At 64.3% G+C, this 15,333-nt stretch carries 14 protein-coding genes; 8 read left to right on the top strand and 6 right to left on the bottom strand.

What is annotated here, in order from left to right; genetic code table 11:
- Position 1 precedes the first annotated feature (1 nt).
- The gene (glcF, locus tag LB557_RS17935) at positions 2–1,327 is read left to right on the top strand and encodes a glycolate oxidase subunit GlcF (RefSeq protein ID WP_224641973.1); all 1,326 of its coding nucleotides are present in this window, start codon (positions 2–4) and stop codon (positions 1,325–1,327) included.
- Between the two features lie 8 nt (positions 1,328–1,335).
- Here the strand turns inward: glcF and LB557_RS17930 are convergent, their stop codons facing one another.
- Both LB557_RS17930 and LB557_RS17925 read right to left on the bottom strand, forming a co-directional pair.
- The gene (locus LB557_RS17930) at positions 1,336–2,256 is read right to left on the bottom strand and encodes a bifunctional 5,10-methylenetetrahydrofolate dehydrogenase/5,10-methenyltetrahydrofolate cyclohydrolase (RefSeq protein ID WP_224641972.1); all 921 of its coding nucleotides are present in this window, start codon (positions 2,254–2,256) and stop codon (positions 1,336–1,338) included.
- Between the two features lie 289 nt (positions 2,257–2,545).
- The gene (locus tag LB557_RS17925; protein ID WP_140660870.1) at positions 2,546–3,292 is read right to left on the bottom strand and encodes a L,D-transpeptidase; all 747 of its coding nucleotides are present in this window, start codon (positions 3,290–3,292) and stop codon (positions 2,546–2,548) included.
- Between the two features lie 212 nt (positions 3,293–3,504).
- Between LB557_RS17925 and LB557_RS17920 the strand changes: the two genes are divergently transcribed.
- Entirely contained in the window at positions 3,505–4,143 is a 639-nt protein-coding gene (locus LB557_RS17920; protein ID WP_224641969.1) for a DNA-3-methyladenine glycosylase I, read from the top strand.
- Positions 4,144–4,154: 11 nt separating this feature from the next.
- On the opposite strand, the gene LB557_RS17915 is transcribed toward LB557_RS17920, so the two are convergent.
- On the bottom strand, positions 4,155–4,406 hold the full coding sequence (locus LB557_RS17915; RefSeq protein WP_140792912.1) for a hypothetical protein: 252 nt from the start codon (positions 4,404–4,406) through the stop codon (positions 4,155–4,157).
- A 249-nt stretch (positions 4,407–4,655) separates the two neighbouring features.
- On the opposite strand from LB557_RS17915, the gene hisS reads away from it, so the two are divergent.
- The 4 genes from hisS to LB557_RS17895 all read left to right on the top strand — a co-directional run bounded on the left by hisS (position 4,656) and on the right by LB557_RS17895 (position 10,057).
- On the top strand, positions 4,656–6,200 hold the full coding sequence (hisS, locus tag LB557_RS17910; protein WP_224641968.1) for a histidine--tRNA ligase: 1,545 nt from the start codon (positions 4,656–4,658) through the stop codon (positions 6,198–6,200).
- 178 nt (positions 6,201–6,378) lie between these two features.
- Positions 6,379–7,497 (top strand): ATP phosphoribosyltransferase regulatory subunit, encoded by a 1,119-nt coding sequence (locus LB557_RS17905; protein WP_140660875.1) that lies wholly within the window; start codon positions 6,379–6,381, stop codon positions 7,495–7,497.
- Positions 7,494–8,192 (top strand): ATP phosphoribosyltransferase, encoded by a 699-nt coding sequence (hisG, locus tag LB557_RS17900; protein WP_140660876.1) that lies wholly within the window; start codon positions 7,494–7,496, stop codon positions 8,190–8,192. Before LB557_RS17905 ends, hisG begins: the two co-directional genes overlap by 4 nt.
- A 92-nt stretch (positions 8,193–8,284) precedes the next feature.
- Positions 8,285–10,057, top strand: coding sequence for an AMP-binding protein (locus LB557_RS17895; protein WP_140876658.1), 1,773 nt, complete (start codon positions 8,285–8,287; stop codon positions 10,055–10,057).
- Between the two features lie 7 nt (positions 10,058–10,064).
- Here LB557_RS17895 and LB557_RS17890 read toward each other — a convergent pair whose 3' ends face one another.
- Positions 10,065–11,609 carry an alpha/beta hydrolase gene (locus LB557_RS17890; protein ID WP_041163730.1) on the bottom strand — a complete coding sequence of 515 codons (1,545 nt, stop codon included), beginning with the start codon at positions 11,607–11,609 and terminating at the stop codon, positions 10,065–10,067.
- 174 nt (positions 11,610–11,783) lie between these two features.
- Here LB557_RS17890 and LB557_RS17885 point away from each other — a divergent pair, with 174 nt between their 5' ends.
- Positions 11,784–12,425: a class I SAM-dependent methyltransferase gene (locus LB557_RS17885; RefSeq protein WP_015316513.1), complete on the top strand. Its 642-nt coding sequence runs from the start codon at positions 11,784–11,786 to the stop codon at positions 12,423–12,425.
- Between the two features lie 16 nt (positions 12,426–12,441).
- Here LB557_RS17885 and LB557_RS17880 read toward each other — a convergent pair whose 3' ends face one another.
- Together LB557_RS17880 and LB557_RS17875 are read right to left on the bottom strand one after the other, a co-directional pair.
- Positions 12,442–13,116 carry a TetR/AcrR family transcriptional regulator gene (locus tag LB557_RS17880; RefSeq protein WP_015316514.1) on the bottom strand — a complete coding sequence of 225 codons (675 nt, stop codon included), beginning with the start codon at positions 13,114–13,116 and terminating at the stop codon, positions 12,442–12,444.
- Between the two features lie 103 nt (positions 13,117–13,219).
- Positions 13,220–14,164, bottom strand: a complete 945-nt coding sequence (locus LB557_RS17875; RefSeq protein ID WP_224641966.1) for a nucleoside hydrolase — start codon at positions 14,162–14,164, stop codon at positions 13,220–13,222.
- 102 nt (positions 14,165–14,266) lie between these two features.
- Between LB557_RS17875 and LB557_RS17870 the strand changes: the two genes are divergently transcribed.
- A complete protein-coding gene (locus LB557_RS17870; RefSeq protein ID WP_015316516.1) occupies positions 14,267–15,280 on the top strand; it encodes an isopenicillin N synthase family dioxygenase in 1,014 nt (337 codons plus the stop codon).
- Positions 15,281–15,333: the final 53 nt, after the last annotated feature.

Here is a 15,333-nt window from a genome sequence, read left to right as displayed (position 1 = left end):
GATGCAGACCAATTTTTCGCCCGCCCAGCTTGCCGACCCTGGCGTCGCCGAGTCCGAAAAGATCCTGCGCAAATGCGTGCATTGCGGTTTCTGCACCGCCACCTGCCCAACTTATGTAACGCTTGGCAACGAGCTCGATTCGCCGCGCGGGCGCATCTACCTGATCAAGGACATGCTGGAAAACGGCCGTCCCGCCGATAAGGAAATCGTCACTCATATCGACCGTTGCCTGTCCTGCCTGGCCTGCATGACCACCTGTCCGTCGGGCGTCAATTACATGCATCTGGTCGACCATGCTCGTGCCCATATCGAGGAAACCTACAAGCGGCCGCTGCTCGACCGACTGACTCGCGCCATGCTGGCTTTCGTGCTGCCTTATCCCCAGCGCTTCCGCGCCGCGCTCAAGCTTGCGAGGCTGGGCAAGCCTTTCATCAGCCCGTTCGAGAAGATTCCTGCACTGAAGCCGCTCGCCGCGATGCTCAAGCTCGCGCCTGCATCGATCCCGGCGGCCTCGCCGATGGCCTTGCCGGGTGTCCATGCCGGGCAGGGGACGAAAAAGGGCCGCGTCGCCATCCTGCGCGGCTGCGCGCAATCGGTGCTTGACCCCGCCATCAACGACACCACCATCTCGCTGCTGACGCGGCTCGGTGTCGAGGTCGTGGTGCCACCGGGCGAGGGTTGCTGCGGCGCCCTGGTTCATCACATGGGGCGGGAAGAAGCCGCCCTTGCCTCGGCCAGGCAAAATATCGATGCCTGGACACGCTCCATCGAGCAGGGCGGGCTCGACGCCATCGTCATCACCGCATCGGGCTGCGGCACGACGATCAAGGACTACGGTTTCATGCTGCGGCTCGATCCGGCCTATGCCGACAAGGCCGCGCGCGTGTCGGCGCTGGCCAAGGACATCACCGAATATCTGGCAAGTCTCGAGCTCCCTGAACCGGTGCGCAAGCCGGGCACGGTCGTTGCGTATCACTCGGCCTGCTCGATGCAGCACGGCCAGAAGATCACCCGGCAGCCGAAGGAGCTGCTCGCCAAGGCGGGTTTCATTGTGCGCGAGCCGCGCGAGGGCCATCTCTGCTGCGGCTCGGCCGGCACCTACAATATCCTGCAGCCCGAGATTTCGGCCAGGCTGCGCGATCGTAAGGTGAAAAACATCGAGGCGACCGGCGCCTCGATCGTCGCCACCGGCAATATCGGTTGCATCACGCAGATCGAATCCGCCGCCAGCATGCCGGTGGTGCACACGATCAAACTGCTCGACTGGGCCTATGGCGGGCCGAGGCCGGATGGCATTTTGGATGAGAGCCTGGTCGCTGCGGAGTAGGCCGGGCGCTATTCCGCCGCAAGCCTGTCGGCCGTGCCGTAGGTCGCCTCGTAGAGCGCGCGCTGGCGGCTGAGCGCGACCATGGTATTGCGCAGCAGGATCGCCACCGTCAGCGGACCGACGCCTCCCGGCACCGGCGTGATCCACGAGGCCACTTCCTTGACGCTGTCGGTGTCGACGTCGCCGACGATGCGGCTCGTGCCGTCCGGTCCGACCTCCGAATTGATGCCGATGTCGATGACGGCGGCACCCGGCTTGACCATGTCGGCCTTGATCAGCCGTGGCTTGCCAACGGCGACGAACAGCGCATCGGCGCGCCGCGCATGGGCGGCGACCGACCGTGTCATATGATGGCAGACCGTCACCGTCGCGCCTTCGCTCATCAGCAGGAAGGCGATCGGCTTGCCGACGATTTCCGAATGGCCGACGATGACCACTTCCAGCCCCTTGAGGTCGAGGCCGGTTTCCTTGAGCAGTTCGACCGAGGCAGCCGCCGTGCAAGGCGCGAGATCGAGCTGGTTGTAGACGATGTTGCCGATCGAGGCCGGATGCATGCCCTCGACGTCCTTCAGCGGATGCACGGCCGCCTGCAGCATCTTGATCGGGATATGCGCCGGCACCGGCCGCTGGATGATGATGCCGGTGACACGCGGATCGGCATTCAGCCCATGGATGGCTGCTTCGAGTTCACCTGAGGTGATCGTCGCGGGAAAGCGCCGTTCCTCGAAATCGATGCCGGCGAGTTGAGCCTTGGCACGCTGGTTGCGCACATAGACTTCGACGGCGTCGGTATCGCCGACGGTGATCGAGATCAGCTTGGGCGGAAAGCCCTCGGCCTTGGCAATGGTCGCGTCCTCGCGCACGGCGGCGATGATGCGCTGGGCAACCGGGCCGCCCCTGAGATAGCGGCTGTCGTCGGACAGGGACATGGTTCGAACCTTTGGTGGGGAAATTGTGCACTGCAATAGCAGAGCACGGCCCGGAAATCAGCCCTGAAAACGAAACACCGTGCCTCCGGGGCGACCTGTCGCACCGTGAAACGAAAAGGGCAGCCCGGTTACCCGTGCTGCCCTCTCGTGACTGGCCGTATCCCCACACGGCCCGTCCCCCGTTAACTCGTTGCCAGTCTAAGCACGTCTTCCAAAAGTGCGCTATGACTTAAGGGCAACAGCGCGCCAAAACCTGCTCAGCACTGCTTAACCGGCTGATTCGCTGCCACTATATCACCTCGACGGTGGTTCCGACATTGACCCGCTCATAAAGGTCGACCACGTCCTCGTTGCGCATCCGGATGCAGCCCGATGATACCGCGCCGCCGATCGTCCAGGGCTGGTTGGTGCCATGGATGCGGTACTCGGTCGTGCCGAGATAGAGAGCGCGCGCGCCGAGCGGGTTTTCCATGCCGCCGGCCAGATAGGTCGGCAGGTATCGGCCCTTGGCCGCTTCGCGCTTGATCATCTCGGCCGGTGGACGCCAGTCCGGCCAGACGCGCTTGTTGGTGATCTTGTGGGTGCCCGACCATTCGAAGCCGGGTTTGCCGGTGCCGACGCCGTAGCGCCGCGCCTTGCCGTTCTTCTCGACCAGATAGAGGAAATTCTGCGTGGTATCGATGACGATGGTGCCCGGCTTCTGGGCGCCGTCATAGGCAACTTCCTGCGGCAGGTAGACGGGGTTGATCTGCCGGCGCATGACCATGCGTTTGGCAGGCGCCTGCACAGCGGCCGTCTGTACGCTGTCGGGCTGTGCCGGCTGCGCGGTGCGCTGGCGCGGCTGCTGCTGCACGGCCTGTCGGTTCTGCCGCACGATTCCGGGCGCATGGCCGAGCTGCAGCACCCAGGGCGCGGAAAGGTCGGGGCTCACCATCACCGGCGGTCTGTCGGCATAACGGTCGTTGGCGGTTGAGGGTGTGACGCCGGCGGCAAACACAGCCACGGCGCCGAGCAAGGGAAACAGAACTCTTTTCATCGGGAACGCACCTTGATCGTCTAATACGCCGGGCAAGAACGCTCCCGGCTTGCGCGATCATTGGCGGCGAGCAGCAACCGAAACATGAATCGGAATGCGTAAAATGCGGTTCTGTCAGTAAACTCTTTGGTGTGGTTACCGCCCGGTTCAGGAATCTGGTAAAGCCACGGTAAAGACAGCGCGCAAGCGCGTTAACGGATGGATTTCTTGGGATGAGCAATGAAAACACCGGCCTGCTTGCCGGTCGTGACGGTGTCGTGCGCTGCTTCTGGCACGGCAATCTGCCCGATTATCTGCATTACCATGACCATGAATGGGGCCGGCCGGTGGCCGATGACCGCAGGCTGTTCGAGAAGATCTGCTTGGAAGGGTTTCAGTCGGGCCTGTCCTGGCTGACCATTTTGCGCAAGCGGGAGAATTTTCGCGAAGCCTTCGCTGGCTTCGACTTCGACAAGGTCGCCGCCTTCAACGAAAGGGATGTCGAGCGCCTGCTCGGCAACGCCGGCATCATCCGCCATCGCGGCAAGATCGTCTCGACCATCAACAACGCCAAACGCGCCCGCGAGATGGTGGATGAGTTCGGCTCGCTGGCCGCCTGGTTCTGGAAGTTCGAACCCGGCAAGGAGGAGCGGCCGGAGATCGTCGACCTCGCCCATCTGCGCGCCAACCCGACCACCGCGGTTTCCGTTCGGATTTCGAAGGACCTGAAAAAGCGCGGCTGGACTTTCGTCGGCCCGACCACCGTGTACGCCTTCATGCAAGCCATGGGCCTGGTCAACGACCATCTCGAAGGCTGCGTGTGCCGTAAGGAGGTCGAGAAGCAGCGGAAGGCTTTCCAGCGGCCGAAATAGCCGGGGGCAGCTCAGGTGCCGTTGGCGCTGGCCAGGAACAGCCCGGCGACGATTGCGGCCACCGTGGCGACCGTCGGATAGATCACCAGCAGACCGGTCACCAACGCGTCGCGCAGGGAAGGATCCTTGCTGGTGCCTGCCGGCACATCGAACGGCCTGGCAGCCCGGCCAACCATTTGCGGTGCATGGGTGCCCGCCGCGCGCAGGCGCGTCGGCACTTCGCCGGCCTCGCTGTTGGCCTCAAATTCCGTTGCGCTGGTCATGTCCCGAACCCCTTCGTTTCGGTGCGCTATATCGGCCGCGATTGTGTCGGCACGATGCCGCGCCCGTGGCGGCATTGTTTCATTTCTGGTGTGTTTTTGTTTCAGGGGGTTTCGATTCTTCCTGATCTTGTCGGGTGCGCTCCGGGGCGCCAACCCTTGCCGCTCCCGGCTTCATCGGTTAGGAAACGCGCGCTGTGAACGCGCTAGATTTGCCGCGTCACGAAGTCATGAACATCGGGTGCCCAGATTATGGCCGACAAATCGGAAAAGACGAAAGCGCGGCTGCCGCGCGGGTTTGCCGACCGCGGTGCCGAGGATATCCGCGCCGTCGAGAAGATGATGGCGACGATCCGCTCGGTTTATGAGCTCTATGGCTTCGAACCGGCCGACCAGCCGCTGATCGAATATACCGATGCGTTGGGCAAATTCCTGCCCGACCAGGACCGGCCGAACGAGGGCGTGTTCTCTTTCCAGGACGACGACGACCAGTGGCTGTCGCTGCGCTACGACCTGACCGCGCCGACCGCGCGCTTCGTCGCCGAGAATTTCGAACGCCTGCCAAAACCCTATCGCAGCTACCGTTCCGGCTGGGTGTTCCGCAACGAGAAGCCCGGCCCCGGCCGCTTCCGCCAGTTCATGCAGTTCGACGCCGACACGATCGGCACGCCGGGCGTCGCGGCGGACGCCGAGATGGCGATGATGATGGCCGACGTCATGGAAGCGCTCGGTATCAAGCGCGGCGACTACGTCATCCGCGTCAACAACCGCAAGGTGCTGGACGGCGTGCTGGAAGCGATCGGCCTTGGCGGCGAGGAGAATGCCGGCCGCCGGCTGACGGTGCTGCGCGCCATCGACAAGCTCGACAAGCTCGGCATCGAGGGCGTGCAGTTGCTGCTTGGCGCGGGACGCAAGGACGAGAGCGGAGATTTTACGAAGGGCGCCGGTTTGGCTGCTCGCCAAATCCAACACGTGCTTGCGGTAGTCCGCGCCAAAAATGCCGCCGAGCTACGGCAAAATCTCGATGAGGTTACCGGACAGACAGGCGGAGTTCCTGATCCTCATGGCGGCCTGTCGCACCTGCCATATGATGATGGATTGAACGAGCTTCTTGAGCAAATTGAACCGTTAGTTCGGGCCTCCGGCTACGATGAAGATCGAATTAAGATCGACTTTTCTGTCGTGCGCGGCCTCGAATATTACACTGGCCCGGTCTTTGAGGCCGAGCTCCTGGCCGAAATCCCCAACGAGGACGGCCAGATCGTGCGCTTCGGCTCGGTCGGCGGCGGCGGCCGCTATGACGGCCTGGTCTCGCGCTTCCGTGGCGAGCCGGTGCCGGCGACCGGTTTTTCCATCGGCGTCAGCAGGCTAATGACGGCGCTGAAAAATCTCGGCAAGCTCGACAGCGCCGACGTGATCGCACCGGTCGTCGTGCTGGTGATGGACAGGGACACCGAAAGTCTCGGCCGCTACCAGAAGATGGTCTCGAAACTGCGCGCCGCCGGCATCCGCTCCGAAATGTATCTCGGCGGCGCCGGCATGAAGGCGCAGCTCAAATATGCCGACCGGCGCGGTTGTCCCATCGCCGTCATCCAGGGCGGCGACGAGCGGGCCAAGGGCGAATTGCAGATCAAGGACCTGATCGAAGGCGCGCGCATGTCGGCGGAGATCACCGACAATGCGGAATGGCGCGCCGCGCGTCCGGCCCAGGTGACAGTAGCGGAAAGCGAACTGATCGCCGAAGTGAAGAAGATTTTGGCGGCGCAGGCCGCTGATCGCGCCAAGGGTGGCGCTTGAGCACCCCCCTCTGGCCTGCCGGCCATCTCCCCCGAAAAGGGGGAGATGGGATGTCGCGTAGGTTTTCGCCAATCTCCGATGTTGGGAAAAACGTGCCGAGCCCGAAGCTGCCGATCTCCCCCCTTGCGGGGGAGATGGCCGGCAGGCCAGAGGGGGGTGCCTCGCGCCCAACCTGTCTATGACCTCCCGCCCCGCCATCGCCACCGACATCATCACCCTCTTCGCCAACCGCAACACACATGCCGTCGAAGTCGCGGTGCTGCAGCCGGCCGATCCCTTCCTCGACATGGCCGGCGAGGATCTGCGCCGCCGCATTTTCCTGACCGAAAGCGAAACCGGGCAGACGCTCTGCCTGCGGCCCGAATTCACCATTCCCGTCTGCCTCGACCACATAGCCAGCCAGGCCGGCACGCCGCGCCGCTATTCCTATCTGGGCGAAGTGTTTCGCCAGCGCCGCGAGGGCGGCAATGAGTTCTTCCAGGCCGGCATCGAGGATCTCGGCGACGGCGACACGGCCGAAGCCGATGCCCGTTCGGTCGCCGACGCGCATGCGCTCTTGTCGCTGGTGCTGCCCGGCCAGCCGCTGGCGGTCACGCTTGGCGACCAGGCGATTTTCGAGGCGGTGCTGGCGGCGCTCGGCTTGCCGCGCGGCTGGCGCATGCGGCTGGCCCGCGCCTTCGGCTCGGCGCCTATGCTGGAGACAGCACTCGCCGATCTCGCCAACCCGCCGCGCAACAGCCAGCTCTCCGGGCCGGTCGCGGCGCTTGTCCTCGATGGCGATCTGGACCGTCTTTCCCAGCATATTGCCGGCGGCATGGAGGAAGCCGGCTTGTCGGCATCGGCCGGGCGCGCGCCGTCGGATATTGCGCGGCGGCTGATCGAGAAAGCCGAGTTGCGCAGCGTGCGGCTGTCGAACGAGGCTTTCGCGGCGCTGAAAGATTTTCTGGCGATCGACGTGGCGCTCGATGGCGCGGCCCAGGCATTGGAAACTTTCGCGGCCGGCGCCGGACTTTCGCTGGGTGCGGCGCTGGAAAAATTCTCGGCCCGCGCCAAGGCGATCGAGGCGCATGGCTTGCCCTCCGAAAAAATCCGCTACGACGCCGCTTTCGGCCGTCCGCTCGACTACTACACCGGTGTCGTCTTCGAAATCGCGGCCGCCAACGGCGAGCGCGCCTTGGCCGGTGGCGGGCGCTACGACCGGTTGCTGACGCTGCTCGGTGCCAAGACCGCGATCCCCGGCGTCGGCTTTTCGGTGTGGCTCGACCGCATCGAGGCGCTGCGGGGGGCGGCATCATGATCACGCTCGCCGTTCCCTCGAAGGGTAGGCTCAAGGAGCAGGCGCTGGAGGTGTTGGCCAAGGCCGGCCTCGCCGTCAGCCTGCCCGGCGACGAGCGTAAGTATCACGCCCGCGTCGAGGGTCTGGACAATGTCGAAGTGCTCTTCCTGTCGGCCCCCGAGATATCGGGCGAAATAGGCCAAGGCGCGGTCGATCTCGGCATCACCGGCGAGGACCTGGTGCGGGAAAATCTCGCTGACTGGGAAGCGCGGGCCGAGATCGTCGCCCGCCTCGGCTTCGGCCATGCCGATGTGGTGGTCGCGGTGCCCGAGATCTGGCTCGATGTCGACACGATGGCCGATCTCGACGATGTCGCCGCCGACTTCCGCCAGCGCCATGGCCGCAGGCTGCGGATTGCCACCAAATACTGGCGGCTGACCCAGCAGTTCTTCTCCCAAAAGCACGGCATCCAGGTCTATCGCATCGTCGAGAGCCTGGGGGCTACCGAGGGCGCGCCGGCGGCCGGCCTCGCCGACGTCATCGTCGACATCACCAGCACGGGCTCGACGCTACGCGCCAACCATCTCAAGGTGCTGGGCGATGGCGTGGTCCTGAAATCACAGGCCTGTCTGGTCGCGTCGAGGAAGACACGTGCAGCGGCCGACGACGTCGTTTTGCGCGACATCGTCGCGAAACTGGCGGCAGCGGTCGCATAGCGATCCTTCAGGGAAGGGGCTCCAGTACCATCGACGGGATTTCCAGCATCCCGGCAGGCTGATAGGTTCGGCCAGTCTTGGAGGAGACAGCGATGCCGGTCAATCTCGACGAGCTGAAGAATGCCACCAATCTGCGCGGACGCGGCGCGCGCGCCGGCAGCGTCTTTATTGCACCGGTCGATGGCAGGGCGCATGTCTCGGGCGACCGCAAAGTGCCGCTGCTCGACAAGACCATTCCCGCGCTGTTCTCCGACACCGTCGGCAAATACGGCACGCTCGATGCCGCCGTGTTCGTCGGCCAGGACAAGCGCTTCACGTGGAGCGAACTGTCGGACACGGTGGATGCACTGGCCGCCGGCTTTCTGGCGCTCGGCCTCCGGAAGGGCGACCGGGTCGGCATCTGGTCGCCCAACCGCTGGGAATGGCTGGTGACGCAATTCGCCACCGCCCGCATCGGCCTGATCCTAGTCAACATCAATCCGGCCTACCGGCTGACCGAGCTGGAATATGCCCTGAACAAGGTTGGCTGCAAGGCACTGGTGACGGCGGCGAGCTTCAAGACATCGGACTATCTCGGCATGATCGAGACTCTGGCGCCGGAGATCGCGACGGCGACACCCGGCAAGCTGAAGGCTGCGAAATTGCCGGCGCTCAGGATCGTCATCCGTATGGGCGAGGAGAACTCGCCAGGCATGTTCAATTTCGGCGACGTGCTGGCCATGGCCGGTCGCGACGAGCATGATAGCCTCGACCGCATCTCGGAAGGGCTGAAGCCTGGCGATGCGATCAACATCCAGTTCACCTCAGGCACGACGGGCGCACCCAAGGGCGCGACGCTCACCCATCTCAACATCGTCAACAACGGCAATTTCGTCACCTCGGCTATCAAGCTCACCGTCGACGATCGGCTCTGCATCCCGGTGCCGCTCTATCACTGCTTCGGCATGTCGATGGGCACCATGGGTTGTGTGTCGAAGGGCGCGACCATGGTTTTCCCGTGCGAGGGGTTCGATCCGGGCCTGACGCTGAAGGCGATCGCGCGGGAGCGCTGCACCGGCCTCTACGGCGTGCCGACCATGTTCGTCGGCATGCTCGATCATCCGGATTTCCCGACCTTCGATCTCTCCAGCCTGCGCACCGGCATCATGGCCGGTTCGCCCTGCCCGATCGAGGTGATGAAGAAGGTGGTCTCGCTCATGCACATGGCTGAAGTGACCATCGCCTACGGCATGACCGAGACCAGTCCGGTCTCGTTCCAGAGCAGCACCGACGATCCGTTGGAAAAGCGTGTCTCGACTGTCGGGCGCATCCACCCGCATGTCGAGGTCAAGGCGATCGCCGTCGACGGCGCCACCGTTGCGGTCGGCGCGCCGGGCGAGCTTTGTACGCGCGGCTATTCGGTGATGAAGGGCTATTGGGACGACGACGAAAAGACTCGCGAGGCGATCGATAGCGATGGCTGGATGCACACCGGCGACCTCGCCACCATCGACGCCGAGGGCTATTGCAACATTGTCGGCCGCGTCAAGGACATGGTCATTCGCGGCGGTGAGAACGTCTATCCCAGAGAGGTCGAGGAATTCCTCTACCGCCATCCCAAGGTGCGGGAAGTGCAGGTCTTCGGCATCCCGGACGCCAAATATGGCGAGGAGCTGTGCGCCTGGATCGTGCTCAAACCCGGCCAGGTCGCCACCGAGCAGGAGATCAAGGCGTTCTGCGCGGGCCAGATCGCCCACTACAAGGTGCCGCGCCATATTCGCTTCCGCACGGAATTGCCGATGACGGTGACCGGCAAACCGCAGAAATTCCTGATGCGTCAGGCGATGGCCGAGGAACTCGGGCTGGTGGCGCAGAAGACGGCGTGAGGCCGGATCAGCCGTGTCGCACAAGCGCGCCGATACCGTCGAGCAGCGCCTGCTGGTCGCCGACCCAGAACCAGTGGTCGTCGCCATCGACCTCCATAAACCGCGCGCCTGGAATCTTGGTCGCTAGGAACCGCCCCGCCTCGATGCGCACGGCGCGGTCGCCGGAACGGTGTAGGATCATCGTCGGGGCGGAGACGTTTGCCAGGAGGTGACGGACATCGGTGTCCCGCAACGCGTCGAGCAGCCCGGCGACCGCACCCGGGCTGGAGGCTGCCCTGAGCAATCCGGCCCACCAGGTCCTCGCCTGGCGGTCGCCAGCGAGGCTCGGTGCGAAGGTGTCGATTTCCGCCGCGCCACCCCAGCCCGCCAGCAGCCGTTGCTTCCACAGATCATACTGCGCGATGGTCAAGGCGTGGGGATAGTCAGGTGCACGGCTGCCTTTGGCGAGCGAGCCCCACAAGACAAGGCCCGTCAGCCGATCTGGATGCTGGACCGCAAAACGGATACAGCCCGGCCCACCCTCCGACGCGCCGACCAGCAAGGCCCTGCGGCTGCCGGCCGCGTTCATGACCGCCAGAATATCCTGCGCCGTCGCCTCGACCGTGGGGCGGGCACCGACGCGGTCGGAAAGCCCCATGCCGCGCCGGTCGAAGAGGATCAGGCGACCCAGGCGCGAAACCGCGGTCAGCCAGGCGCGGCAACCCGGGTCTTCCCAGATACGCTCGACATGTGAAATGAAGCCGGGAACAAGCACGATGTCCGTCGGGCCGCTGCCAAAGATCTGGTACGCGATGTGGATGCCGCCCACCGCGACATAGCGCGTCCTGGGCACATCCAGGGCGGCGTCCTGAGTTGGCTGGCTCAGCAAGGCAAGCGTGGCGGGGTCCGGCACTACGCCGAGTTCGTCCCGCAAGAGCCGGATGCACGTGTCGATCTGCCGCTCGGCCGCCGCCCTGTCCCCGGCCGCCAGATGGGCACGGATCAGATGTCGGTGCGCGCTTTCGCTCAAGGGGTCGAGTGCCGCCAGCCGTGTCGCGTGAACGACCGCGCCACGAGGCTGGCTGTCGGCGATCTTGGCGTCGATGAGCCGCTCCAGCGCCTGCACCAGCCGGCCACGCAACGTCTCTCGCCGAAAGAAGACCCATTCCTCGAATTGCGGACAGTCCGGCAGCAAGAAGCCGGCGAGATAATCGTCTTTGTAGATCTCGGCTGCCTTGTCGAGAGCGCCGGAATTGCAGGCCTGCTCGAAAATCCTGGTGTCGATCTCGGCGGACAACGCCGGGTGCAGGCTTAGCGAGACGCCTGTGGCGGCGATGATCTCGTTGCCGAACGCGATGCGGATTTTGTACAGCGTGCGCCGAAGGCGGGCGCGTGCGGCCTGCTCGTCGGCTTCCGGCCACAATAGCGTGGCGGCGACCTCGCGCGCCACCGGCCCGCTGGCCTCGGCGAGATAGATGAGGAGGGCTGCCGCCTTGCGCAGGGCGAGTTCCACCCGCCGGCCGTTCAACCGGAACTCCGGAAAGCCCAGAAATCGGAATTCCAATCGCTCCATCGATCCGACCACGGCCATGCAGGGACGTTGAGGGGACGCCGGCCTTCTATCCATTCCCACGACGTCGGGCCGATCGGGCCCGATCACGGGACTCCCTTGGAGCGAGAAATGTCACTGGTCAATACTCTCACCCGCCCTGTCGGTGCCGCCAACACACGGCAAGGAGGCTGAGACATGTGCCAATCCTGTCTCTCCTGGTACGCGCGCTGCATTGCTCCCTACCTCGTCCACGCCGGCTGTTCGGCCAACGCTTTCACGGACATGCGAAGGCGTCTGATCCCGCGGGCAGGGGGCGTCGTCGTCGAAGTCGGCTTCGGCTCCGGCCTGAACCTTCCCCATTACGACGCCGCCAGGGTGAAGCGGCTGGTCGGCGTCGATCCCGACGGCACGATGCTGGGCCTTGCCGAACCGAAGAGCCGTTCCCTGCCATTCGATGTCGACTGCATCAGGGCCAGCGGTGAAAGGCTGCCCTTGGCCGACAGCTTCGCCGACACGGTGGTCGTCACCTATGCCTTCTGCACCATTCCGGACCCCGAGGCGGCGCTGACCGAGATCCGGCGCATCCTCAAGCCCACGGGCCGGCTGATCTTCATCGAGCACGGCCAGGCCGAAGGGCCGCGTTGCCGCCGGTGGCAAGAGCGTCTGAACCTGATATGGGGCCGGCTCGCCGGCGGCTGCCACCTCAATCGCGATCCATTGCACCTGATCCGGACGGCGGGCTTTCATATCGTCGAAGCGCAGCGCGAGCGGTTCCAGCTACCCTTCTGGCAGTTGGGAAGTCACCATGCCGGCATCGCGATACCCCTAACGGGTTGACGGGATGCCTCGTCCGCTAACGCCGCCCGCGCCGTATTTCCGCCGGCCGTGGCGCCGAACCCGGCTCCTGCACCAGCGGCCCCAGCAGCACCTCGCCGAACAGTGGCTGGTAGCTGCGGCGCACCGCCGGGTCCTCCTTGAAGGACAGCGCATATTGCCCGATCTGGTGGAAATAGGTGATGCGGGCCCTGACCAGGCTTTCGTCCTCGGGATAACCCATGGCGCGGAAGGAGCGGGTCAGGAGTTCGATGCGCAGGTCATCGATATCCTTGACCTCCTGCGCCAGCTTTTTCGACGTTCGTGACCAGTCGCGCACGGCGAGGTCGAGCAGGGGACTAAACGGCGCCTCGTCGACCCAAACATGCACGATGTCGGTGAAGAACTGCAGGCCGTCTATATTCTGCATCTCGCGCATAGCCCAGAAGGGCTCGCAATTGATATCTCGCCATTCTTGCAGCAGGCCGTCGCGAAGATCGGCCAGGCTGGTGAAATGGAAATAGAAGCTGCCGCGCGTCACCTTGAATTGCTTGGCGAGGCGGTCGATCTTGACCTCGCCAATGCCGTGCTTCTCCAGCACCTTGCGCGCCGCTGCGATCCAGGCCTCGCGACTCAGCGTCTGCCGCGCCGTCTTCCCAGGTCCCGCGGCTTTGGCTGGTCTCTTGCCTTTGGCCGGGGCGCTGTCCGATTTCATCCGATCAAGACCTTCATCGCACACGCAACGCCCACAAAACCGTTCGCCGGCTCCGATGCGCTTCGCGACTCATCAAGTGTCCATCTATCGCGGAAGGCGCAACTCAGGGCAATGCGCTGATCCGCTCCAGCATGAGTTCGAAGAACGGCGCGGGATCGATGCGCCGCAGGACGTTGCAGTTCTTGCGCCGGTCGGTGACGTGCCACCAGTCGACGACGGTCATGCCGATTGTCTCAGGCGAGACAATGTCGACCGTCACCGCGCACTGGCGCTGTTCATAGATTTGCGGTGCCAGGAGATAACCGGTGACGCAGGCATCGTGGATGGGGCGTGCCGGCGTCTCGAATTTGTGGGTGCCATACTGGCGGTAGAAGTCGGCCAGGTTCGCGGCCTCGATCGCCGCGCGGCTGCCGCTTGCGCGCAGGCGGTCGAGCCACTCAGGCGTCATCAGCGCCGTGTAGGTGCAATCGATGCCCGCCATGGTCACCGGCGCGCCGCTGTCGAACACCTTGTGCGCGGCATGCGGGTCGACGAAGATGTTGAACTCAGCGGCCGGCGTCGCGTTGCCACCCTGGAAGAAGCCGCCGCCCATCAGCACCACTTCGCGCAGACGGGGCACGATCCTCGGCTCCATGGTCATGGCCATGGCCAGATTCGTCATTGGCCCGAGCGTGCAAACGGTCAATTCGCCTTCCGGCGCGTCCATGATGGTGCGCACCATGTAGTTCACCGCGTGTTCGCCCCGCAGCGGCGTCACCGGTTCGGCAAGGTCGGCGCCGTCGAGGCCGGTTTCCCCATGGACATATTCGGCGGTGATCAGCTTGCGCACCATCGGCGCCGGGCAGCCGGCATAAACGGGCACATCGGGCCGCCCGGCGAGTTCGACGACTTTCAGCGCATTCTTCGAGGTCAGGGCAAGCGGCACGTTGCCGCCGACCGTGGTGATGCCGACCACGTCGAGTTCATCAGGCGACCCCAGTGCGAAGAGGATGGCGAAGGCGTCGTCCTGGCCCGGATCGGTATCGATGATGATCTTGCGTGGTGCCATGATGCCGCGTCCTTCCTTTTGCGATCGAAAGCCTATTGATGAGGCCGTTCGGATGTGTAGAAATACAGTACTGTATCTTATGTTCAAGACAGGGTGTTCGAAATGGATGCACAAGAGCGCGGCGATTTTTCCGAAATTCCGATCCTCGACGTTTCGCCGCTCTATGGCGACGACGAAGGCGCGATCAGGGAAACGGCAGCGACACTGCGCCGCTATCTCGAGACGATCGGCTTCCTCTATGTCACCGGCCACCCCATTCCGCGCACCGATGTCGAAGCGGTCCGCGAGGCCTCCAAGCGTTTCTTCGCCTTGCCCGAGGAGGAGAAGGCGAAGCTGAAGATCGACAAGAATTTCCGCGGCTACTTGCCCTTTGCGGGCTCGACCATCGTGACCTCGTCCGTGGCGGCCGTCAGCAAGCCGAACCAGAGCGAATCGATCTTCTTCATGCACGAGGTCGGCGCCGACGACCCCCGGGCCTTGGCCGGCAAGCCGCTGCAAGGCCCCAACCAGTGGCCCGACGAGGCCGCCCTTGCCGGCTTCAGGGAGACCATCGAGCGCTATGTCCAGGAGATGGGCACGCTCGCCCGCAAGATGGTGCGCGCCATCGCGCTTTCGCTCGGGCTGCCCTCCGACAGTCTCGACCGCTATTTCGAGCAGCCGACGACTTTCCTGCGGCTGCTGCACTATCCGACGCAGCCCCAGGAAGAGGGGCTTTTCGGTTCGGCGCCGCACACCGACTACGGCTTCATCACGCTGCTCGCCCAGGATAATGTCGGCGGCCTCGAGGTCAAGAACAAGGCGGGCGACTGGGTCCCCGCGCCGCCGGTTCCGGATTCCTTCGTCATGAATGTCGGCGACATCCTGGCGCGTTGGTCGAATGACCAGTTCGTCTCGACGCCGCACCGCGTCATCAACCGCTCCGGACGCGAGCGCTATTCGCAGCCCTTCTTCTTCGATCCCTCAATGGACGAGACGATCGCCGCACTTTCGGTCTGTGTGCCGGCCGGCACACAGCCGAAATACGAGCCAGTGCTCTATGGCGATTACCTGATGGAGCGCATCGACAAGAATTATCATTATCGAAAGAAGAAGGCGGCCGAAGCAGCCGCTTCCTAAGGGACACCGAGCCCGTGCCGGCCACCGGCCCGGGCTCTGCCGGAAAGACTGCA

This window comes from Mesorhizobium sp. BR115XR7A, from assembly GCF_020165315.1.
Classification (GTDB): domain Bacteria; phylum Pseudomonadota; class Alphaproteobacteria; order Rhizobiales; family Rhizobiaceae; genus Mesorhizobium; species Mesorhizobium australicum.
The sequence above is the reverse complement of the archived record's forward strand: the minus strand, read 5'-3'. Positions and strand labels throughout refer to the sequence as shown.